The sequence below is a fragment of the Nocardia sp. NPDC004068 genome, from assembly GCF_042874315.1.
Classification (GTDB): domain Bacteria; phylum Actinomycetota; class Actinomycetes; order Mycobacteriales; family Mycobacteriaceae; genus Nocardia.
This window is the reverse complement of sequence record NZ_JBIAMW010000004.1, coordinates 426,567-445,484: the sequence shown is the minus strand read 5'-3', so window position 1 is coordinate 445,484 and position 18,918 is coordinate 426,567. Positions and strand designations below refer to the sequence as shown.

The window sequence follows — 18,918 nt, the reverse complement described above, 5'->3', positions numbered from 1 at the left end:
CCATGGCAGAGGAGTCTGTCCAACCTGTCCGTGACCAGCAAGGTCGGCATCGTGTTGCTGCTGCCCGTACTTCTGGCCTCGACCTTCGCGGTCCTGCGCATCCGCGACGAACTCGGCCGCATCGCCCAGTTGGACACCGCCAGCGAACAGGCCCGCATCATCCGGCCCACCCTGGCGTTCGCCACCGCCGCGGACGCGCTCGCGGTCGCCGCGGGCGGGGAGCGGGTCACCGACGCGGCACTCGACCAGGCGTCCACGCGCTACGACCAGACCTCGGCGGAGTTGCAGTCGACGGTCAAGAGCACCGCGAGCGACGAGCGCGTCACCACTGAACTCACCCAGGCGCTCGAGGCCGGGCGGAATCTGCGCAACAATCCGCGGGCCAATACGCCCGCCACGATCGTGCAGCAGGCCGACGAGGTGGCCCGGCACGTGGACACCGCGCTCACCGCGCTGCCGACCCCGCAGGACGCCCGGATCCAGCACTACTTCGATCAGCTCGGCGCGGTGGCGGCCGCGCGGCGGCAGTTCATCCAGCAGCAGCTGCTGATCGTGGGCGGGGAGATCGGCGGGAATCCGGCCGCGCTGGCCCGGGTGCTCAACGCCGGGGGCGCCGAGCAGACGATGATCAACCAGTACGCGACGATCCAGCCCGATTCGGCGGTCAAACCGGATGTGCTGCTCAACGCCCTCCAGACCCGGTTGGCCGCGCTGAGTCAGAACGCGGTCGAGCCGATCGCGGTTCCGGGCGTGGCGGATTCGATGCGGATCAGCACCGACACCTACAACGAGGCCACCGATCAGCTTGCGGCACGGATCGATTCGAGCCTGTCGCGGCAGTCGATCGACGCGCGCACCACGGTGTTGCGCGATGTGGCGCTGGTGGTGGTCACGCTGCTGGTGGGCCTGGCGCTGGCCCTGGCGGTCGCGCGGTCGCTGGTCGTGCCGGTGCGGCGGCTGCGGCGGGACGCGTTGCAGGTGGCCCACATTGATCTGCCCGACGAACTCGCGGTCGTGCGCGAGGGCGGGGCGACGCCGGAGATCGTCCCGGTCGACGTGCACACCACCGAGGAGATCGGGCAGCTGGCCCGCGCGGTCGACGACATGCACCGGCAGGCGCTGTATCTGGCGGCCGATCAGGCTCGGTTGCGGTTGCAGATCGGGAACATGTTCGAGACGCTGTCGCGGCGCAGTCAGTCGCTGGTCGAACAGCAGCTGGCGCTGATCGAGGACCTCGAACGCGACGAGGACGATTCGGAACGGTTGCAGAGCCTGTTCCGGCTCGACCATCTCGCCACCCGCATGCGCCGCAACGGCGACAATCTGCTCGTGCTGGCCGGTACCGCGTTGCGGCGCGGCATGCTGCCGCCGACGCCGTTGTCGGACATGTTGTGGAGCGCGGTCTCTCAGGTCGAGGACTATCAGCGGGTGGAGATCGGCACGGTGCCCGACGGCATGGTGGCCGGTGAGCCCGCGGTCGACATCGAACATCTGCTGGCGGAGTTGATCGACAACTCGCTGCGCTACTCCCCGCCGAATACGCCGGTCGCGGTGTCGGTCACGCGGGCGACCGACGGCGGGTATCTCATCGAGATCACCGACCGCGGGCTGGGCATGTCGCCGGAGGATCTGCGCGCGATCAACGATCGGCTGGCCTCCGGTGGCGAGGTGACCATCGAAACCGCCCGGCGCATGGGGCTTTTCGTGGTCGGCCGGTTGGCCAAGCGGCATTCGGTCACGGTGAGTCTGCGGCGCACCGCGAGCGCGGGTCAGCAGGCGGGCGTCACGGCCAGTGTGCATCTGCCGAGTTCGCTGGTGGCCGCGTCGCCGGAGCACGGCACCGGGCCGCAGGTCATCGCGCCGTTCCCGAGTCCGTCCGGGCCCGAGGAAACCGGTCTGTTCGCCCGCACGGAAACCGGTCTGCCGCAACGTCGTCCGGGCGAGGCGGCCGACTTCGGGGCCGCCGCCGCGGCCGAGCAGCCCGAATCCCGGTTCCCCGACGGCCTGTTCACCCATCGCGACACGGGTGAGTTGTTCACCCATCGCGAATCCGCGCTCACCGGCGGCTATTCCGCTCCGGCCGAATCGGAGCAGACCACTCACCCGGCGACCGACTTCTTCGCCGAACCGGATCCCGCGGACCTGCCACGCACCGAGTACTTCCCGCGCCAGGACCCCGAACAGACCCAGGCGGCCGGTGCGTTCCCGTGGCCGAGCGGCGAATCCGGCGACGACCCCACCACGCGCCCGGAGTCCGTCGTCGCCCGCGGCGACGCGCCCGAGCGCCCGGACTTCTTCACCCGACGAGGCCAGGACTCCCCCGCCTCCGGCGACCGCGAGAACTCCGCGTTCCTGGGCACCTTCGGCCGCCGCGACACCGGAGCGGCGGGAGCCTTCTCGGCCGCCTTCGGCCGCGCGGAACAGCCCCGCCCCGAATCCGACCGAACGCCGGACCCTTTCGGCCGCCCCGAACAGCCCGAATCCGAATCCCCCCGCACCCCGGACACATTCGGCCGCCCCGAGCGAACCCCTGCCGGGGACCGCTTCGCCCGCGGCGACGACGACATGTTCGGCCAACAGGACCCACGCCCGCCGCGACCGGAGGATGCTTTCGGACAAAGGGACACCCGAGCGACCCGAGCGGACGATGCCTTCGGACAACGGGACACACGAGCGGACAACCCCTTCGGCAGGCGCGATACGCCACCAGCCGAGGCGGGCGACGCCGCGCGGGCCAAGGCCGCAACACCCGAGGCGGGCGACTTCGGGCGCGGCGAGACCGAAGCCGAGGCGGGGGACTTCGGACACGCCCAGCCGGGAACGATCGAGGCGGGCGGCTTCAGGCGCGCCGAGACCGGGACGACCAACACGGGCCGCTTCGGGCGCGGCGAGACCGGAACCACCAACACGGGCCGCTTCGGACGCGGCGAAGCCCGAACGACCGACACCGGCCACGTCAGGCGCGACGAAACCCGCACCGACACGGGCGACTTCGGACGCAGCGAAACCCGCACCGACACAGGTGACTTCGGGCGCAGCGAAACCCGCACCGACACAGGCGACTTTGGACGCGGCGAGACCGGAACGACCGACACGGGCGGCTTCGGACACGCCCAGACCGGAACGGGCAAGGCGGACAATCTCTTCGGGCCCGGCGAGGACGCGCTCGGGAAATGGGCCGGGGGGGACGATTCGGTGGGCGGGGACTCGCCTATCTATCAGCGCATGGTCTCGGAGTGGCTGGTGGAGCCGTCGTCGAGCGGGCCCGCGAGTGTGTGGTCCACTCCCGCCGACGCCGGGTGGGCGGCGGCCGCCGAGGCGTCGGCCCCGACCCCCGCGCAGCGCACCGAGGGCGGGCTGCCGATCCGTCGGCCGGGGGCGCAGTTGGTGCCCGGCGGGCTCGACACGACGCCCAAGTCCGGCGCTCCCGATCCGGAGGAAATCCGCACCAATCTGACCAGGCATCTGAGTGGCGTCCGGAGCGGACGCGCGGAAGCCCAGCACAACGACGGAGGCCCAGCATGATCGACCCCCAGCAGTCCGCGAACGAGACGGACGAGAATCTGAATTGGCTGGTCACCCGCTTCACCCGTGATGTCCCGGGCGTGTCGCACGCGGTGCTGGTCTCGACCGACGGGCTGTTGCAGGCCACCAGCCCGCATCTGCCGTCGGACCGGGCCGAGCAGCTCGCGGCGGTCACCGCCGGACTGGCGAGTCTGGCCTCGGGCGCGGCCCAGCTGTTCGACGGCGGCAAGGTCATGCAGTCGATCGTGGACATGCAGCGCGGCTACCTGCTCGTGATGAGCGTGGGCAACGGTTCGCATCTGGCCGTCCTGGCGAACAAGCAGCACGACATCGGCCGCATCGGCTACGAGATGGCGCTGTTGTCCGATCGGGTCGGTTCGGTCGTGCAAGCCACGGCCCGCTCGGCGGTCTAGAGAGTGCGATGTCGAGTTCCCTCGGGGCCGGTTCCGGACGGCCCACCACCCGCGTCCGCCCCTACGCGCTGACCGCAGGCCGGACCGAACCCGCGGTCGATCTGCCGCTCGAGGCGGTGGTCGAGACGCTGCCCTACGCCAACCAATTCGATTGGCCCCTGGGCGATATCCGCACCGACATCCTGCGACTGGGCACGGCCCGGCTGTCGGTGGCGGAGATCGCCGCCCACATGCAGCGGCCCCTGGGCATGGTCCGCGTCGTGATCGGCGATCTGGTCGTGGCCGGAACAATGCGGGTCCACACCACACTCAGCGAGAATGCCACCTTCGACGAGCGGCGCGACCTGATGGAGAGGACCCTGCGTGGACTGCGTGCACTCTGAGCCGAACTTATCGAAACGGACAGCTACCAGCCCGAATTCGTCATTCTCGCCACCCGACCCCCCGGAACCGATCCAAAATTCCCTCATGCCGCAGCTGACTCCTCCCACCCAGCAACCCAATCCGTTCGCCGCGGACCCCGACGGCCGGACCGCCTCCACCAAGATCGTGGTGGCCGGTGGTTTCGGCGTGGGCAAGACGACCTTCGTCGGCGCGGTCTCCGAGATCGTGCCGCTACGCACCGAGGCGATGGTCACCGGCGTGTCCGACGGCATCGACGACCTGTCCGCCACGCCCGGCAAGGAGACCACCACGGTCGCCATGGATTTCGGCCGGATCATCCTGCCGGGCAACCTCACCCTCTACCTGTTCGGCACGCCCGGGCAGCGGCGGTTCTGGTTCATGTGGGACGACCTGATCCGCGGCGCGATCGGTGCGGTGGTGCTGGTGGACACGCGGCGCATCGAGGACAGTTTCGCGTCGGTGGACTTCTTCGAGGCGCGCAATCTGCCGTTCCTGGTGGCGGTCAATCGTTTTCCGGAGGCGCCGCGCTTCCCCGTCACCGAGATGCGCGAGGCGCTGTCGGTGCGCGACGGGGTGCCGATCGTCGATATCGACGCCCGCGACGCGGGTGAGGTGCGCGGAGCGCTGGCCGCGGTGACCGAGTACGCGATCCAGCGGCTCAAGGCGGCGCAGCGCGAGGCAGTCAAACAGAACTAGGGGCCGGGTGTTGAGTTATTTCGCGATGGGGTTGTGGGTGCAGGTGCTCTCGCTCGGGGTTTCGGCCGCGGGCGCGCTGGTGGGCCTTGCCTGCGTCCGGCAGTCGATGATGTCGGTGACGGCCAAGTTCCGGCTGGTGTGGTTGACCGCTGCGGCGGTGTCGATCGGCGCGGTGGGGACGTGGCTGGCCGTGTACGTGACCATGCTGGGGGTCGACGTGTCGCGCGGCGTGATCCGATACAGCGTGGGCCACTGATCATCGCCGCGGTGCTCGCGGTGGTCTCGGTCCTGGGTGGTCTGTTGATCGTCGGGCGCGAACCCGCCCTGCCGCGGCTGGCGGCCGGGAGCGCGGTGGCGGGCCTCGGGCTCGGCCTCATGCATCTGCTGGGCATGAACGCGATCCGGGTGCAGGGTTCGGTGTCGCTCAATCCGTTCGGGGCCTTCGGCGCGACCGTGCTGGCCATCGCGGCGGCCGCGCTGGTGCTGTTCACCACGACGCGCCCGCACCCCATGCTCGTACTCGTCGGCGTGGCAATCGGTTTCGCGATCGCCGTCTGCGGCCTGCATTACCTCGGCCTCGCCGGCGTCCGGGTCCGCCTGGACCCCGCCGCACCCCCACCCCCCGGCGACGACCTGTTCACCCTGTTCGTCCCGGTCTTCGTCCTCGGCACCCTCTCCCTCGCGATCCCCATCACGGCGGTCCTGGTCGCCCCCGACCGCACCCGCCGCACCCCCACCCGACACCCCGTCCCCACCCGCTGACCAACCCAGCCGCACCCCTTATTCGAATCCGCACCCGTTGCAGGGCGCTGAAACGGGTGCGGATCCAGATAAGGGGTGCGGCTGGGTTCGTGGGGCTGGGGTCAGGGGGCGGGGGCGGGGGCCGGTGGGGTGTTGATGTCGGAGAAGAACTGGAAGAGGGCTACGGCGGCTACGGGGCCGCCGATGAGGATGGTGCCCGCTACGGCGCCCATGGCGGCCAGGGCCGCGCCGGTGACGAGGCAGCCGCCGATGGCGGCGGGGACGGCGATGGTGCCGATGGTGATCGCCGCGCCCGCGAGGCCGGACACGACGCCGCCCGCGATACAGCCGACGCCCGCGCCGATCGCGGTGCCGATCAGGGTGCCGACGGCGACGCCGATGGCCACCTCACTGGACAGGTTGCTCACGGCCTGATTGAAATTCGGATTGGCGGTGGCGTCGACCGGGGTGGCCCGCAGCGGGTCGGTGCTCGGGGTGAGCGTGGCGGTATTGCCGTCGACCGACGCCGCGATCGGGAAGCGCAGACCGTCGCGCTGATAGCTCAACGGCAGGGCGGCAACCACTCGGCCATCGCCGTCGAGCACCTGGAACTGATCACCGCGCGCGGCCAGCGAACCGCTGTCGGTGCCGATCACCACCGAGTGGTCGACCAGGCTGGCCTGGTAGTGGATGCCGGGCGCGATATCCGTGCGCAGCGTCTCGTTCGAGGCGGGCGGCGCGGCCGGCTCCGCGTAGGACGTTCCGGCCGAGATGCCAAGAGCCGCGATGACCAGTGCCGATGTCGCGGCGAACTTCGTGAACTTCATTCCGATCGCTTTCTGAAGCAGGTGCGCCACCACTCCCGGCGCGCAGGCCCAGCAACTGGACCCGCGACCATGTTGTCCCGCTATTATTACCGTTCAGTAACGAAGCCCATCAAGAAGCCGCCAAAATTGTGCCGAGTGTGTTAACAGTCCGCAAACGCGCATGCGGCACCGAGCCGAGAGCTGGCAAACCCTCAGCTCGCCGACTCGGCGGCGCCTACATCTCGCCCACGCGCACGTTGGTGTCGATGAGCCCGAACGTCTCCCCCTGCGGCCCGGCGACGACGGCCATCCGGCCCACCGGCGAATCGCTCACCGGCATGAGCGTCGACGCGCCCAATTCCTCGGCGCGGCGCACGCCCTCGTCCACGTCGTCGTACTGGAACCAGGTCAGCCAGTAGCTGGGCATGGGTTCGCCCAGCGTGACCGTGTCATCGTTCATCCCGCCCGCGGCGTGGTCCGCGCCGGGCGGGGTGAACATCGCGTAGCGCATCGTCGTGCCGTCGCCGACGTCCTCGTAGGAGTAGCCGAACACCTCGGCATAGAACTTCTGGGCGGCCTCGAACTCCCTGGTGTGCAATTCGTTCCAGCAGTAGGAGCCGTGTTCGCCGTAGACGGCGGCCCCGGTGTGGTTGCGGGCCTCCCACACGGCGAAGACCCCGCCCGTCGCGTCGGCCGCGACGACCATCCGCCCGGCGTCGAGCACGTCGAACGCCGGGACCATGACCTGACCCCCGGCCGCCGCCACCTTCTCGGCCACGGCGTCGGCGTCGTCGGCGGCCAGATAGGTCGTCCACACCGAGAGCGTGCCCGCCTGTTGTTTCGGGCCGATGCCCGCGACCGCCCGCCCATCCTTCAGGGCCATCAGATAACCGCCCGCCTCGGCGTCCCCGCCCTGGATCTCCCAGCCGAACAGGCTCGCGTAGAACTCACTCTCCTTGACCGGATCATCGACCTGACAGTCCACCCAGCAGGGTGTGCCCGCGGGCCATGCCTCGTTCCGAACAGCCATTGCGCACTCCTTCTCGTCTCGGGGTAACCACGCCGAACGTGATACCCATCACAGCCAGAAGTAGTGAATCACCACACACCGACATATTCGGCGCGCCGAGTCCCGGATCGCGTTTCGGCCGCGGTTCCCCCCGCGCGTCCGCGGGGCTACGGCACGCGAATTACAGTGGGAACCATGCGTTTCGGCCTGGACTACGCCGCGGCCCGCCCCGGCGGCAGTGCCATCCGAGCCGCGGGCTACGACTTCGTCGTCCGCTATCTCACGCCCGGCGGACCGACGCTGCCGGGCAAGCAGCTGACTCCCGAGGAGGCCGCCGACCTGCGCGCGCACGGTGTGTCCATCGCGGCGACCTGGGAGACCACGGCGACCCGCATGCTCGAGGGCTACCCGGCCGGGGTGACCGACGCCCGCGCCGGACTCGAGCAGGTGTTGCGCTGTGGCGGCGGCCCGGATCGCCCGATCTACTTCTCCGCCGACTTCGACGCCACCGCCGAGCAGCAGGCCGCGATCAACGCCTATCTGGACGGGGCCGCGAGCGTACTGGGCCGCGCGAATGTGGGGATCTACGGCGGATATTGGCCGGTGAGCCGGGCCTTGGACGCGGGCACGGCGCGGTGGGCCTGGCAGACGGTCGCGTGGTCGGGCGGCAATCTCGAACCGCGGCGGCAACTCTCGCAGACCGGACAGCAGGTGCTGGTCGCGGGCGTGGTGTGCGATGTGAACAAGGCCGAGGCCGAGGAATTCGGCCAATGGGATGTCATCGAGAGGGAGGATTCGGACGTGACCCCGGAACAGGACGCGATCCTGCGCGATGTCCAGACCCAGCTGCGCGGGCCCGGCCTGGCCGGATGGCCGCAGCTCGGCACGGACGCCGCGGGGCACAATCGCACGGTGGTGGACGGGCTGGCGGCGGCGCTGGCGCAGATCAGCGAATTGCGCACGGAGATAAGCGATCTGGAGGCCACCACCGCCGAGTTGAGCAAGCAGGTGGAGCGGTTGTCGCAGCATCACTGGCCGTGGCCGCTGTCGCTGCTGAGCGGTCCGGCCACGGCCGTCACCGACGGGCTGAACCGCATCGAGGCGTTGCTGGACGAGCTGCCGCGACCGGGCCGGGGCGGCGAGGTGGGGAGATAGCCGAGCGAGCGCCGGAGTGGCGATGAGCGGGTTCTTCCGAAGGTTCGGAAGAACCCGCCCTCGCCGACGAGAGTACCGCCGCCGGGACACGATTTCATCACTTCGAGTGGACTTTTTCGTTGCCGAGAAACCAACCGCCAGTAGGTAATTCACCAGGCAGCTATTCCACTGCTACCGCAACGGGTTTCATCGCCCCACGTCGATGATAATGTCCGAGTAGCTCACCGGTCGCTTGGAGCGGACAAATGCGCCGAACGAGTCGCCGGGCACGTCGGGCCGGCGACCCCTCCGAGCCCGCCCCGCCCAGCACATCCCTCGCTACAGTTTCCCGGGATCGATGAGCCCCCGCCGCACCGCCGCGATCAGTCGCCGCGGCACGCGCCGCACCACCCCGTCGACGGTGATCGGAACCAGGTCCGGCGGCGTCGCCTTCCAATGGGCCCGGCGGCTGCGGGTATTCGCGCGCGACATCCGCCGCTTCGGCACAGCCACGGCTCAGCCCTGCTTCCGGACGGACGAATTCGCCCGTGCGCGAACGCGTCCGCCGTATTTCCGCTCGAACTTCTCGACCCGGCCCTGGGTGTCGAGCACGCGATGCGCCCCGGTCCAGAACGGATGCGAGTCGGCCGTGACGTCCACGGTGATCAGCGGATAGCTGTTGCCGTCGGACCATGCCACGGTCCGATCCGAGGTCGCGGTGGACCGGGTGAGGAACCGCTTGCCGGTGCTCGAGTCCTCGAACACGACGGGGTGATAGTCGGGATGGATGCCGGAACGCACCGTCCTACCTTTCGTTCGCGCGCCGCTCAGCGGCTGAGGCGGCGCTGGATTCGGTTGTGTCGCACGGATCTTCGTGCCAGTCGCCGAACGGGTCGGGCCAGGCCGCGACCTGCTCCGGCGCGCCGCGCACGAGCAGCAGTTCGGCGTCGTCGACCAGCGCCCAGTGCAGCGCCCGCCGGATCTCGTCCGGATCGGCGTCGCAGGTCAGGATCGACAGCGAGATGTCGCGGTCGCCGAAGTGCTCGTCCCAGCGCAGCGCGGCCAGCGCCCGCCGCTCGGGGTCGGCCCGGCGCACCTGTTCCGCATCCATGGCCGCGAGCCACCGGCCCGCCCCGCCGACCCGCAGGCCGCCGCCCGCGGACTCGAGCCAGACCACCTCGTCGGGCTGGGTCGCCAGCCAGATCCGGCCGCGCGCGGTCACCACGCCGTCGAACAGGACGTCGAGCGCCTCGTGCAGCCGCTCGGGATGGAAGGGCCGCGCCGCCGCGAATTCGAACAGCGTCACACCGGAGTCGGTCTCCAGTGGCGGCTGTCCGCGCAGCAGCGGGGCGTGCGCGTCGAGCACGCGACCGCGGCGCGCGTCCGGCGGCACCAGTGCCAGCAGCGCGTCGAACTCGTTGCGGCCCAACTCGTTCGGGTCGCCGACCCATGCCACCGGCGCGCGCGGGAGCAAGCGGGTGAGCACGGCGGCGAGCCGGGTGTGGTCGTACTCGGTGAGTTCGTCCGCGGCCAGCACGATCGCGGCGTCGGCGATCTCGACCTGTCCGACGGCCAGCTGCGCGACGGTCCGCTCGTCGTCCGCGTCGGCGAGGCCGCGATCGGCCAGCGCGTCGTCGCTCAGCGCGTCGGCCAGCCACGCGCGCCCATCCAGGCAGGTCAGCACCGCCTCGACGCGGACATCGCGCCCGGCCGGACCGTCCACCCGCCCGATCACCCCGGCGACCGGGATCGTCGTGATCGCGTGACAGACCGCCTCGGCCTCGAACGCCGGATCGAGCGCGATCACGATGCGCCGCACGGACTTCCGCGCCGCCAGCAGGCACAGCAGCGGGAGCAGATCCGCGCGCAGCGTGCACGACACGCAGCCGTGCGCCAGTTCGTGCACGGTCGTCACGTCCCGGCCGCCCTCGGACACGGTGCGACGGACGATCCCCTCATGAAGGTCCGTCAGCTCGTGCCGGACGACCACGGTGCCGGGCGCGTCCCGCAGCGCCCGCGCCAATTGGTCGACCCCGGCCGCGGCGTGGCCCGGCAGTCCGGCCAGCAGCACGACGGGTGTGCGGCGGTCGGGTCGAGACATCACCGGACCCCTTTCGACAATGGTTTTCATTTACCTCGCCGCTCACGCTACAGTGTCGAGGAGCCGTTGTCGAAAACGATTGTCATCTAGAGGAGGTACCGTGTCGGCCCACTGCCAGGTCACCGGGCGCGCGCCGGGTTTCGGCAAGTCCGTATCGCATTCGCATCGCCGGACCAATCGCCGCTGGAATCCGAACATCCAACGCAAGACCTACTACCTGCCCAGCGAGGGCCGCCGCGTCACGCTGACCGTCTCGGCCAAGGGCATCAAGACCATCGACCGCGACGGGATCGAGGCGGTCGTGGCCCGGCTGCGTGCCCGCGGGGAGCGAATCTGATGGCGCGCAACGAGATTCGCCCGCTGGTCAAACTCCGCTCCACCGCGGGCACCGGCTACACCTACGTCACCCGCAAGAACCGCCGCAACGACCCCGACCGCATGATCCTGCGCAAATACGATCCGGTCGTGCGCCGGCACGTCGACTTCCGCGAGGAGCGCTGATGGCCAAGAAGTCCAAGATCCACCGCAACGAGCACCGCAGGGCCGTGGTCGCCCGCTACGCCGAGCGCCGCGCCGAACTGAAGGAACTCCTCCGCAAGCCGACCACGCCCGACGACCAGCGCGCGGCGGCGCAGCTCGCCCTGCAACGGCTGCCGCGCGATGCCAGTCCGGTACGATTGCGCAATCGGGACGCCACGGATGGACGCCCCCGCGGGCATCTCCGAAAGTTCGGTCTCTCCCGGGTCCGGGTTCGTGAGCTGGCCCATCGAGGGGAGCTTCCCGGTGTGCACAAATCGAGTTGGTAGACCTCCGCAGATACTCGTGAACGATAAGGAACCGACATGGCCGTGAAGCGAGCACCGTCGAAGAAGGTCCGTGCCGAGCAGGCGCGCCGCCCGAAGAAGAACCCCTTGATCGCCGCCGGTGTCGAGACCGTCGACTACAAGGACGTGAACCTGCTGCGCACGTTCATCTCCGACCGCGGCAAGATCCGCAGCCGCCGCGTCACCGGCCTCACCCCGCAGCAGCAGCGGCAGGTCGCCGTCGCGGTGAAGAACGCCCGCGAGATGGCGCTGCTGCCGTTCACCAGCCGGTAGCCGGACGGGCCGCCGGGCCGCGTCGGCGAGCCACTAGGGTGACGAGCCATGAAGCCGATCCCGGGATCGCGGCGCGCCGCCGCCACCGTCGCCACCCTGCTCACGCTGCTCGCCGCGGGCTGTGGCGGATCGAACGACGGTGGGGGCCAAGGCGGTACGAGCGCGGGGCCGTCCGCCGCCCCGAGCACGCCCACCGAGCAGACCACCCCGGAACCCGGCCGCCTCTTCACCGCGAATCCGGCGATCGTGAACGCGCACCCCGTCCCGTTCGACAGCTGGACGCGGATCGCCGCCGACCGCAATCGCGTCGCGATCAATTTCCAGGTCGGCTCGCCGGAGTGCTACGGCGTGGACGCGAGCACCACCGAGACCGACAGCACGGTGACCATCGAACTGCGCGAGGGCACGCTGCCCGAGGCGGCCGGGCGAATGTGCACCATGATCGCCGTGTTCGGCACCCTCGAGGTGCCGCTGAAGAAGCCCTTGGGCGATCGAAAGGTGCTCAGCGCCAGGTGAATACGCCGAACACACACCTTTCACAGTGACGTACATCACACAATGTCGCCGGACTGGCGTTATAGCCATCGCGCCTGACTCGCGCTGTTCGCGAAGGTGATAGTTTCCCTGGTCGGTAGTCCCCGGCGTACCGGCCGAGGTGACTGACGAAACCTGGGAGTCGGGATGGCTAGGGCCCGGCGCCTGGATGACGAGGCCCCTGCGCGGAGTTCACATGCCGCGCAGGGCTCCTCGCCCGCCCGCCTCAGTGCGCGAAGTGCCGCGCTCCCGTGAGATACATCGCCACCCCGGCCTCCCGGCAGGCGTCGATCGTCAACTGGTCGCGCACCGAACCACCCGGCTGCACAATGGCTTTCACGCCCGCGGCGATCAGCTGCTGCGGACCGTCCGGGAACGGGAAGTAGGCGTCCGAGGCAGCGACCGAGCCCTTGGCCCGGTCACCGGCCCGCAGCACCGCCAGATGGACGGCGTCGACCCGGTTCACCTGTCCCATGCCGACCCCCACCGACGCGCCGTCGTGGGCGAGCAGGATCGCGTTCGACTTCACGGCACGGCATGCGCGCCAAGCGAATTCGAGATCGGCGAGGGTGGCCGTATCCACGGCGTCGCCGGACACCAGGGTCCAGTTCACCGGATCGTCGCCCACGGCGTCGACGATATCGGTCTGCTGCAACAGCGCGCCGCCGCTGATCGGGCGCAGTTCGGCGCCGCCGCGACGCGGGGGCGTGGCGACGAGGATGCGCACGTTCTTCTTGCGCTGCAACACTTCCACCGCCCCGTCGGCGTAGCGGGGGGCGACGATCACCTCGGTGAAGATCTCGGCGACCTGTTCGGCCAGTTCCACGGTCACCTCGCGGTTGGCCGCGATGACGCCGCCGAAGGCGCTCACCGGATCGCAGGCGTGCGCCTTGCGGTGCGCCTCGGCGATGTCCGCGCCGATCGCGATGCCACAGGGGTTGGCGTGCTTGATGATCGCCACCGCGGGCGCGTTGTGATCCCAGGCGGCCCGCCACGCCGCGTCGGCGTCGGTGTAGTTGTTGTACGACATCTCCTTGCCGTGCAACTGTTTCGCCTGCGCCAGGCCCGGCTCGCCGGACTCGTTCAGGTACAGCGCGGCGGCCTGATGCGGATTCTCGCCGTAGCGCAGCACCGACTCCTGGGTCCAGGTGCCGCCGAGCCAGGCCGGAAACGCCTGTCCCGCTTCGGGATCGGCGGCGAGGACGTTGGTCATCCAGCTCGCCACCGCCACGTCGTAGCTCGCGGTGTGCTGGAAAGCCTTGGCGGCCAGGGCCGTTCGCTCCGCCAGGGTGAAGCCACCCGACTTCGCCGCGGTCAGCACGTCGTCGTAGTCGCCGGTGTCGACGACCACCGCGACCGACGGGTGGTTCTTGGCCGCGGCGCGGACCATGGACGGGCCGCCGATATCGATCTGCTCGACGCATTCGTCCGGGGTCGCGCCGCTGGCGACGGTCGCGGTGAACGGGTAGAGGTTGACCACCACCAGCTCGAACGCCGCCACACCCAGTTCGGTCAGCTGCTCGGCGTGTTCGGGCTTGCGCAGATCGGCCAGGATGCCCGCGTGCACCCGCGGGTGCAGGGTCTTCACCCGGCCGTCGAGGGTCTCCGGGAAGCCGGTGAGGTCCTCCACCTTGGTCACCGGGATGCCCGCGTCGGCGATGCGGCCCGCGGTCGAACCGGTCGACACCAGCTCCACGCCCGCGGCGTGCAGCCCGGTGGCCAGCTCGACCAGGCCCGTCTTGTCGTAGACGCTGACCAGCGCCCTGCGGATCGGCTTGCGCTCACTCACCGGAGAACTCGCTCATCTGGGATAACTGCCTTTCGTCCATCGGAGACAATGCCTCGGGTGGCGACGGCCGCGACGACCTCCGCCAGCAGCCGTCGTTCGACGACCTTGATCCGCTCGTGCAGCGCCGCCTCGTCGTCGTCGGGCCGCACCGGCACCGCCTCCTGCGCGAGGATCGGTCCGGTGTCGACGCCCCCGTCGACCAGATGCACGGTCGAACCGCTCACCCGCACGCCGTAGGCGAGCGCGTCCCGCACCGCGTGCGCGCCCGGGAAGGACGGCAGCAGCGCGGGATGGGTGTTGAGGATGCGACCGCCGAAGCGGTGCAGGAACGCCGGACCGAGGATCTTCATGAAGCCCGCCGACACCACCAGATCCGGTGCGTGCGCGGCGACGGCCTCGGTGAACGCGACGTCCCAGGCGGCCCGGTCGGCGTGCTCGCCGAGCGCCACCCGGAACCACGGGATGTCCGCGGCCGTCGCGTGTTCGGTTGCGGCACAGGCGCGGTCGACGCCGACGGCCACGACGCGGGCCGGGTAGTCCGCCGCGCGGGTCGCCTCGATCAGCGCGCGCAGCAACGATCCGGTGCCCGAGGCGAGCACGACGACGGAGGCGGGCGCGGTCGGCGGCACCAACTGGGCGGGCGAGGTCGTCAGCGCTCTACTCCCTGTGTGCGGCGGGGTGGGAAGACGGCGGCCGGCGCGGGCCGCCGTATGAAAGCCTAACGACCGTCGGTTCGGCGACCGTCCGGCAGGTCCGGCTCCACCACTTCCGCGTCCAGGATCTCGGTGTTCTCGGCGGCCTTCGCGGCGGCCGGGGAGACGAGCGCGGGCGGTTCCTCGATCACCTCGCCGTCGACGATCGAACCGTCGCGGTCGGGTTCGTAGGTGTAGCCGTCCTCGGGGTAGTCGTCGTAGGCGTCCTCGTCGTACTCGTCGTCGTAGACGGGTTCGGGCGCCGCGCGCCGCGCTCGGGGCCTGGCCGGGAACCAGCGCGCCGCGAGCAGGCCGAGATATCCGGCGAGGACCAGCCAGACCAGGGTGAGCCCCGCCGAGAGCCACACCCCGGGCCCGAGGTCGCCGAAGGATCCGGCCGCGCCCCCGGCCACCACGCCGAGCAGCGCCACGGCCAGCGCGGACAGTCCCGCCGCGGTGAGCGTCGACCAGGGCGTGCGGATTCCGTCGCCGGAGTCGCGGGCGCAGTCCGATCCGGCCAGCGCGCCGACCGCCGCCGGAATCACCAGCAGCACCGGCCACCACGCGGCGGCGGGCCCGGCGGGCACCGACACCAGGATGGGCAGGGCCGGAATGGGCGCGCCCGCAACGGAGAACAGGCTCAGCGAGCCCACCCCGAGATGGACGTCCGCGCCGAGCAGCACGCTCGTCGCGTCGATCACGACATTGGGCAGATACGCCAGCGAGAGCGCGGTCAGCCCGGCGACACCCGCGAAATTGCCTGCGGCACTGTAGGTTTCACCGATCCGCGACCAGTGCGCGAGAAACGAGATCAGGGTCAGCACGGTCCCGGCGAACAGCAGCCGCTGCACCGCCCGCAGGGCCGCGCGCGCACCCGGCAGCGCCCAGTCGGGCAGATACGGGGTGACGAGTTCCGGCCGCCGGGACAGGATGCCCGCCACCGCCGCGAACAGATGCAGCCCGATCACCCAGCCGAAGGCCGCCAACGTGTTCGGCGGCCGCAGCGCCACCACCGAGGCGGCGTCCTCGGCCACGGCCAGGCACACCGCGGTGATCAGGAAGGGTCCGGACAGCGCCGCGCCGACGATCCAGCCGAGATCGATGCGCGACGAGTTCGGTTCCACCGCCCGCGCGCAGTCCCGCGCGGCGAACCAGACCACCAGACCCGTCGGCAGCAGCGGCAGCACGCCGAGCGTGGTCGAGCCGATGACCACCGGAACCTGGTGCACCGCAAGCCAGGACGCGGCGATCGCGCCGGAGGCGCCGGTGAGTCCGCTGCCCGCGGCGAACAGCGTCACGAGCACCAGCGCGACGATGGCCACGACGGTGAAACTCGAGGTGCGCGCGGCGACGATGAGCAGGACCTTGGCCCGCTCGGGGGTGAGGGAGAGGAACAGATTGTCCTCGGGGGGTCGCGGCTCCCGCTCGGGGTCCGCCCGCCGCTGCCCGGATTCGTCCCATCCGACCATCGACGACCTCATGCGGCCCTCCCTCCGGTCCCGCGCTCGCCCACGGTCATTCAGGGTGACAGGTCGACGCGCGTCGGCGAGTCAGGCGCGCCGCGAAGGCCGCGCCCGACTCGCTGACGTCAGCGATTACTTGTCGTCCTCGGGGCGGAACGCCTTGGTGGCGTCCGCGGCCGGGTTGGCGTTCTGCTCGCCGCCGAACGGGCTCGCCTGCCCGCTCTGCGCCTGGCCCTGACCCGGCTGACCGGGCTGGGCGGACTGGCCGTAGGACGGGGTGCCGTACTGCTGGCCCGACTGGGTCGCGCCGAAGTGCTGCGTGGCGCTCTCGTCACCCGCGGGCTGCTGCTGCGGCCGCTGCTGTTGTTGTTGCTGCTGCTGGCCGTACGCCTGCGGGCCGGTCTGACCGTAGGACGGCTGCTGGGTCTGCCCGTACTGCTGGGTCTGGCCGTACTGCTGCTGCCCGTACTGCTGCTGGCCGTAGGACGGCTGCTGGGTCTGGCCGTACTGGCCGTAGGCCGACTGCTGACCCGCCGCCTGCTGCCCATAGCCGGGCTGCTGGCCGTACTGACCGTAGGCCGCCGGGGTCTGCTGGCCCTGGCCGAACTGCTGCTGGGCGGGCTGGCTCTGCTGCTGGCCGTAGGACTGCTGGCCGAAACCGCCGCTCTGCGCGCCGAATCCGCTCTGCGCGGCGGCGGGCTTGGGCGCGGGCGGGCTCAGCACGCCCGACTCGAACAGCACCGCGACCACGGCCGCCGCGGTCTGGACCAGGCTCAGGAACAGCACGACCCAGGCGCCCCAGGCCAGGCTGTACCCGTCACCGAGGCTGAGCGACTGGAACAGCAGGCCGAGGAAGCCCGCACCGGCCGCCGCCGCGGCCGCGCCCACCCAGTTCTGCTTGGGCAGCAGCGACAGTCCGGCGAGCAGGCCGCCGAGCAGCAGCAGCGCCAGCAGCGGGGAGATGCCCCCGGCCTTGAAGAAGTTGGCGGTAGTCTCCGGAATGCGCAGACCCAGCGAGCCGCCGTCGCCCGGCTTGAACGTCGCGTACGCGGTGAAGCCGAGCAGGAAGTTGATGACGCCCAGCGCGGCGACGCCGACGGTCAGATAGAACGGCAGGCCCTTGGCACTCGAGCCACTCGGGCCACTCGCGGCGCTCGGGCTCGCGGGCGCGGATCCAGCGCCGGAACCGTAATTGGGCGCGGACGAGGGCGTCGAGTTGGGTGCGTTGTACCCGGAGCCCCCGGTCGGGTAAGACATGGCGTCGTCTCCTAACGAGTCCTTCATGGTCTACACGGCTGGATGCCCTCTCGACGCTACTGCACTCGGGCGTTCCGGTCACGATTGCGCGAACCCGGTGAACCCGTCCGCCGTCCGCGTCGTGATGCGGTCGAGAGGAATGGAGGTAGCCATGGATCTTTCCGAAGTCTTCTGCACGGTCGTGCGGACGCTGGGATTGTGCCACTTGTTCCCGGCGCCCTGATGATCCGCCGGAACGCCCACGACGGCGAAGGCCGCCTCCGACGGAGGCGGCCTTCTTCTCTCACGACATCGGCGAATTACGCGTTGACCGCGGCCTTTTCGAGGATCTCCCGCGCGAGGGCGGCGGTCTCGGACGGCGTCTTGCCGACCTTGACGCCCGCGGCCTCGAGCGCATCCTTCTTGGCCGCGGCGGTGCCCGAGGAGCCGGAGACGATGGCGCCCGCGTGGCCCATGGTCTTGCCCTCGGGGGCGGTGAAGCCCGCGACGTAGCCGACGACCGGCTTGGTGACATTGGCCTTGATGTAGGCCGCGGCCCGCTCCTCGGCGTCGCCGCCGATCTCACCGATCATGACGATCAGCTTGGTCTCGGGGTCCTTCTCGAACGCCTCGATGGCGTCGATGTGGGTGGTGCCGATGACCGGGTCGCCGCCGATGCCGATGGAGGTCGAGAAGCCGAAATCGCGCAGCTCGTACATCATCTGGTAGGTCAGCGTGCCGGACTTGGACACCAGGCCGATCGGGCCCTTGCCGGTGATGTTGGCCGGGGTGATGCCGACCAGCGACTCGCCGGGGGTGATGATGCCGGGGCAGTTCGGGCCGATGATGCGGGTCTTCGGGGCGGAGCTTGCGGAGCCCCCATTGGCACGAGCGCCCTTCTCCAGATTATAGGCCCACGCATAGGCGGTGTCCTGCACCGGGATTCCCTCGGTGATGACCACGAGCAGCGGGATCTCCGCGTCGATGGCCTCGATGATGGCGTCCTTGGCGAACTTCGGCGGCACGAAGACGATCGACACGTCCGCGCCGGTCTTCTCGATCGCCTCGGAAACCGAAGCGAACACGGGCAATTCGACGTCGCTGCCGTCCTTGGCGACGTGCGAGACGGTGGTCCCGGCCTTGCGCGCGTTCACGCCGCCGACGACCTGGGTGCCCGCCTTCAGCATCAGCGCGGTGTGCTTGGTGCCCTCGCCGCCGGTGATGCCCTGGACGATGACCTTGGAGTCCTTGTTCAGGAAGATAGACATTTCGGAATG

22 protein-coding genes are annotated in these 18,918 nt (G+C 70.3%); 12 read left to right on the top strand and 10 right to left on the bottom strand.

The genetic code is table 11. The features are described 5' to 3' along the window. The first annotated feature begins 30 nt into the window (after positions 1-30). From ACFYTQ_RS12660 to ACFYTQ_RS12635, 6 genes are all read left to right on the top strand, one after another. On the top strand, positions 31-3,525 hold the full coding sequence (locus ACFYTQ_RS12660; RefSeq protein ID WP_387359899.1) for an ATP-binding protein: 3,495 nt from the start codon (positions 31-33) through the stop codon (positions 3,523-3,525). Then, the gene (locus ACFYTQ_RS12655; protein ID WP_387359897.1) at positions 3,522-3,938 is read left to right on the top strand and encodes a roadblock/LC7 domain-containing protein; all 417 of its coding nucleotides are present in this window, start codon (positions 3,522-3,524) and stop codon (positions 3,936-3,938) included. The genes ACFYTQ_RS12660 and ACFYTQ_RS12655 overlap by 4 nt, the downstream gene beginning before the upstream one ends. A gap of 8 nt (positions 3,939-3,946) precedes the next feature. Beyond that, positions 3,947-4,321, top strand: coding sequence for a DUF742 domain-containing protein (locus ACFYTQ_RS12650; RefSeq protein ID WP_387359895.1), 375 nt, complete (start codon positions 3,947-3,949; stop codon positions 4,319-4,321). An 85-nt stretch (positions 4,322-4,406) separates the two neighbouring features. Beyond that, a complete protein-coding gene (locus tag ACFYTQ_RS12645; RefSeq protein WP_387359893.1) occupies positions 4,407-5,039 on the top strand; it encodes an ATP/GTP-binding protein in 633 nt (210 codons plus the stop codon). Between the two features lie 10 nt (positions 5,040-5,049). Continuing rightward, complete coding sequence (locus tag ACFYTQ_RS12640) at positions 5,050-5,295, top strand: hypothetical protein (RefSeq protein WP_387359891.1); 246 nt, start codon at positions 5,050-5,052, stop codon at positions 5,293-5,295. Between the two features lie 11 nt (positions 5,296-5,306). Then, complete coding sequence (locus tag ACFYTQ_RS12635) at positions 5,307-5,801, top strand: MHYT domain-containing protein (protein WP_387359889.1); 495 nt, start codon at positions 5,307-5,309, stop codon at positions 5,799-5,801. A gap of 101 nt (positions 5,802-5,902) precedes the next feature. Here the strand turns inward: ACFYTQ_RS12635 and ACFYTQ_RS12630 are convergent, their stop codons facing one another. Together ACFYTQ_RS12630 and ACFYTQ_RS12625 are read right to left on the bottom strand one after the other, a co-directional pair. After that, positions 5,903-6,607, bottom strand: a complete 705-nt coding sequence (locus ACFYTQ_RS12630; protein WP_387359887.1) for a hypothetical protein — start codon at positions 6,605-6,607, stop codon at positions 5,903-5,905. Between the two features lie 214 nt (positions 6,608-6,821). Next, the gene (locus ACFYTQ_RS12625; protein ID WP_387359885.1) at positions 6,822-7,616 is read right to left on the bottom strand and encodes a VOC family protein; all 795 of its coding nucleotides are present in this window, start codon (positions 7,614-7,616) and stop codon (positions 6,822-6,824) included. Between the two features lie 174 nt (positions 7,617-7,790). On the opposite strand from ACFYTQ_RS12625, the gene ACFYTQ_RS12620 reads away from it, so the two are divergent. Continuing rightward, positions 7,791-8,750: a DUF1906 domain-containing protein gene (locus ACFYTQ_RS12620; RefSeq protein ID WP_387359883.1), complete on the top strand. Its 960-nt coding sequence runs from the start codon at positions 7,791-7,793 to the stop codon at positions 8,748-8,750. 318 nt (positions 8,751-9,068) lie between these two features. On the opposite strand, the gene rpmF is transcribed toward ACFYTQ_RS12620, so the two are convergent. Genes rpmF through mrf form a run of 3 tightly spaced genes read right to left on the bottom strand, consistent with a single transcriptional unit; the run spans position 9,069 to position 10,830 of the window. After that, complete coding sequence (rpmF, locus tag ACFYTQ_RS12615) at positions 9,069-9,242, bottom strand: 50S ribosomal protein L32 (protein ID WP_387359881.1); 174 nt, start codon at positions 9,240-9,242, stop codon at positions 9,069-9,071. Positions 9,243-9,245: 3 nt separating this feature from the next. Next, complete coding sequence (locus tag ACFYTQ_RS12610) at positions 9,246-9,530, bottom strand: type B 50S ribosomal protein L31 (RefSeq protein ID WP_387359879.1); 285 nt, start codon at positions 9,528-9,530, stop codon at positions 9,246-9,248. 4 nt (positions 9,531-9,534) lie between these two features. Then, the gene (mrf, locus tag ACFYTQ_RS12605) at positions 9,535-10,830 is read right to left on the bottom strand and encodes a ribosome hibernation factor-recruiting GTPase MRF (protein WP_387359877.1); all 1,296 of its coding nucleotides are present in this window, start codon (positions 10,828-10,830) and stop codon (positions 9,535-9,537) included. A gap of 100 nt (positions 10,831-10,930) precedes the next feature. Here mrf and rpmB point away from each other — a divergent pair, with 100 nt between their 5' ends. The 5 genes from rpmB to ACFYTQ_RS12580 are packed head-to-tail and all read left to right on the top strand — an operon-like array spanning position 10,931 to position 12,443. Further along, the gene (rpmB, locus tag ACFYTQ_RS12600) at positions 10,931-11,167 is read left to right on the top strand and encodes a 50S ribosomal protein L28 (RefSeq protein WP_387359875.1); all 237 of its coding nucleotides are present in this window, start codon (positions 10,931-10,933) and stop codon (positions 11,165-11,167) included. Then, positions 11,167-11,331, top strand: coding sequence for a 50S ribosomal protein L33 (gene rpmG / locus ACFYTQ_RS12595; protein WP_387359873.1), 165 nt, complete (start codon positions 11,167-11,169; stop codon positions 11,329-11,331). Before rpmB ends, rpmG begins: the two co-directional genes overlap by 1 nt. After that, entirely contained in the window at positions 11,331-11,636 is a 306-nt protein-coding gene (gene rpsN, locus ACFYTQ_RS12590) for a 30S ribosomal protein S14 (protein WP_387359871.1), read from the top strand. The genes rpmG and rpsN overlap by 1 nt, the downstream gene beginning before the upstream one ends. A 36-nt stretch (positions 11,637-11,672) precedes the next feature. Further along, the gene (rpsR, locus tag ACFYTQ_RS12585) at positions 11,673-11,927 is read left to right on the top strand and encodes a 30S ribosomal protein S18 (RefSeq protein WP_040695439.1); all 255 of its coding nucleotides are present in this window, start codon (positions 11,673-11,675) and stop codon (positions 11,925-11,927) included. 48 nt (positions 11,928-11,975) lie between these two features. Further along, a complete protein-coding gene (locus ACFYTQ_RS12580) occupies positions 11,976-12,443 on the top strand; it encodes a hypothetical protein (protein WP_387359869.1) in 468 nt (155 codons plus the stop codon). Between the two features lie 244 nt (positions 12,444-12,687). Here ACFYTQ_RS12580 and purH read toward each other — a convergent pair whose 3' ends face one another. The 5 genes from purH to sucD all read right to left on the bottom strand — a co-directional run bounded on the left by purH (position 12,688) and on the right by sucD (position 18,909). Further along, the gene (purH, locus tag ACFYTQ_RS12575) at positions 12,688-14,250 is read right to left on the bottom strand and encodes a bifunctional phosphoribosylaminoimidazolecarboxamide formyltransferase/IMP cyclohydrolase (RefSeq protein WP_387359867.1); all 1,563 of its coding nucleotides are present in this window, start codon (positions 14,248-14,250) and stop codon (positions 12,688-12,690) included. Continuing rightward, a complete protein-coding gene (purN, locus tag ACFYTQ_RS12570) occupies positions 14,247-14,879 on the bottom strand; it encodes a phosphoribosylglycinamide formyltransferase (protein ID WP_387360194.1) in 633 nt (210 codons plus the stop codon). Before purN ends, purH begins: the two co-directional genes overlap by 4 nt. Positions 14,880-14,968: 89 nt before the next feature. Beyond that, positions 14,969-16,423 (bottom strand): DUF6350 family protein, encoded by a 1,455-nt coding sequence (locus ACFYTQ_RS12565; RefSeq protein WP_387359865.1) that lies wholly within the window; start codon positions 16,421-16,423, stop codon positions 14,969-14,971. 114 nt (positions 16,424-16,537) lie between these two features. Beyond that, on the bottom strand, positions 16,538-17,662 hold the full coding sequence (locus tag ACFYTQ_RS12560) for a DUF5336 domain-containing protein (protein ID WP_387359863.1): 1,125 nt from the start codon (positions 17,660-17,662) through the stop codon (positions 16,538-16,540). A gap of 299 nt (positions 17,663-17,961) precedes the next feature. Continuing rightward, positions 17,962-18,909 (bottom strand): succinate--CoA ligase subunit alpha, encoded by a 948-nt coding sequence (gene sucD, locus ACFYTQ_RS12555; RefSeq protein WP_387359861.1) that lies wholly within the window; start codon positions 18,907-18,909, stop codon positions 17,962-17,964. Positions 18,910-18,918 lie beyond the last annotated feature (9 nt).

What these genes read in the sequence shown, in the direction of transcription:
- rpsR (WP_040695439.1), top strand. Translation starts at nt 11,673, where the DNA reads ATGGCCGTGAAGCGAGCACCGTCGAAGAAGGTCCGTGCCGAGCAGGCG.
- ACFYTQ_RS12625 (WP_387359885.1), bottom strand. Translation starts at nt 7,616, where the DNA reads ATGGCTGTTCGGAACGAGGCATGGCCCGCGGGCACACCCTGCTGGGTG.
- rpmG (WP_387359873.1), top strand. Translation starts at nt 11,167, where the DNA reads ATGGCGCGCAACGAGATTCGCCCGCTGGTCAAACTCCGCTCCACCGCG.
- ACFYTQ_RS12620 (WP_387359883.1), top strand. Translation starts at nt 7,791, where the DNA reads ATGCGTTTCGGCCTGGACTACGCCGCGGCCCGCCCCGGCGGCAGTGCC.
- ACFYTQ_RS12580 (WP_387359869.1), top strand. Translation starts at nt 11,976, where the DNA reads ATGAAGCCGATCCCGGGATCGCGGCGCGCCGCCGCCACCGTCGCCACC.
- ACFYTQ_RS12565 (WP_387359865.1), bottom strand. Translation starts at nt 16,423, where the DNA reads ATGAGGTCGTCGATGGTCGGATGGGACGAATCCGGGCAGCGGCGGGCG.
- ACFYTQ_RS12560 (WP_387359863.1), bottom strand. Translation starts at nt 17,662, where the DNA reads ATGTCTTACCCGACCGGGGGCTCCGGGTACAACGCACCCAACTCGACG.
- ACFYTQ_RS12655 (WP_387359897.1), top strand. Translation starts at nt 3,522, where the DNA reads ATGATCGACCCCCAGCAGTCCGCGAACGAGACGGACGAGAATCTGAAT.
- sucD (WP_387359861.1), bottom strand. Translation starts at nt 18,909, where the DNA reads ATGTCTATCTTCCTGAACAAGGACTCCAAGGTCATCGTCCAGGGCATC.
- rpsN (WP_387359871.1), top strand. Translation starts at nt 11,331, where the DNA reads ATGGCCAAGAAGTCCAAGATCCACCGCAACGAGCACCGCAGGGCCGTG.
- ACFYTQ_RS12650 (WP_387359895.1), top strand. Translation starts at nt 3,947, where the DNA reads ATGTCGAGTTCCCTCGGGGCCGGTTCCGGACGGCCCACCACCCGCGTC.
- ACFYTQ_RS12645 (WP_387359893.1), top strand. Translation starts at nt 4,407, where the DNA reads ATGCCGCAGCTGACTCCTCCCACCCAGCAACCCAATCCGTTCGCCGCG.
- mrf (WP_387359877.1), bottom strand. Translation starts at nt 10,830, where the DNA reads ATGTCTCGACCCGACCGCCGCACACCCGTCGTGCTGCTGGCCGGACTG.
- ACFYTQ_RS12630 (WP_387359887.1), bottom strand. Translation starts at nt 6,607, where the DNA reads ATGAAGTTCACGAAGTTCGCCGCGACATCGGCACTGGTCATCGCGGCT.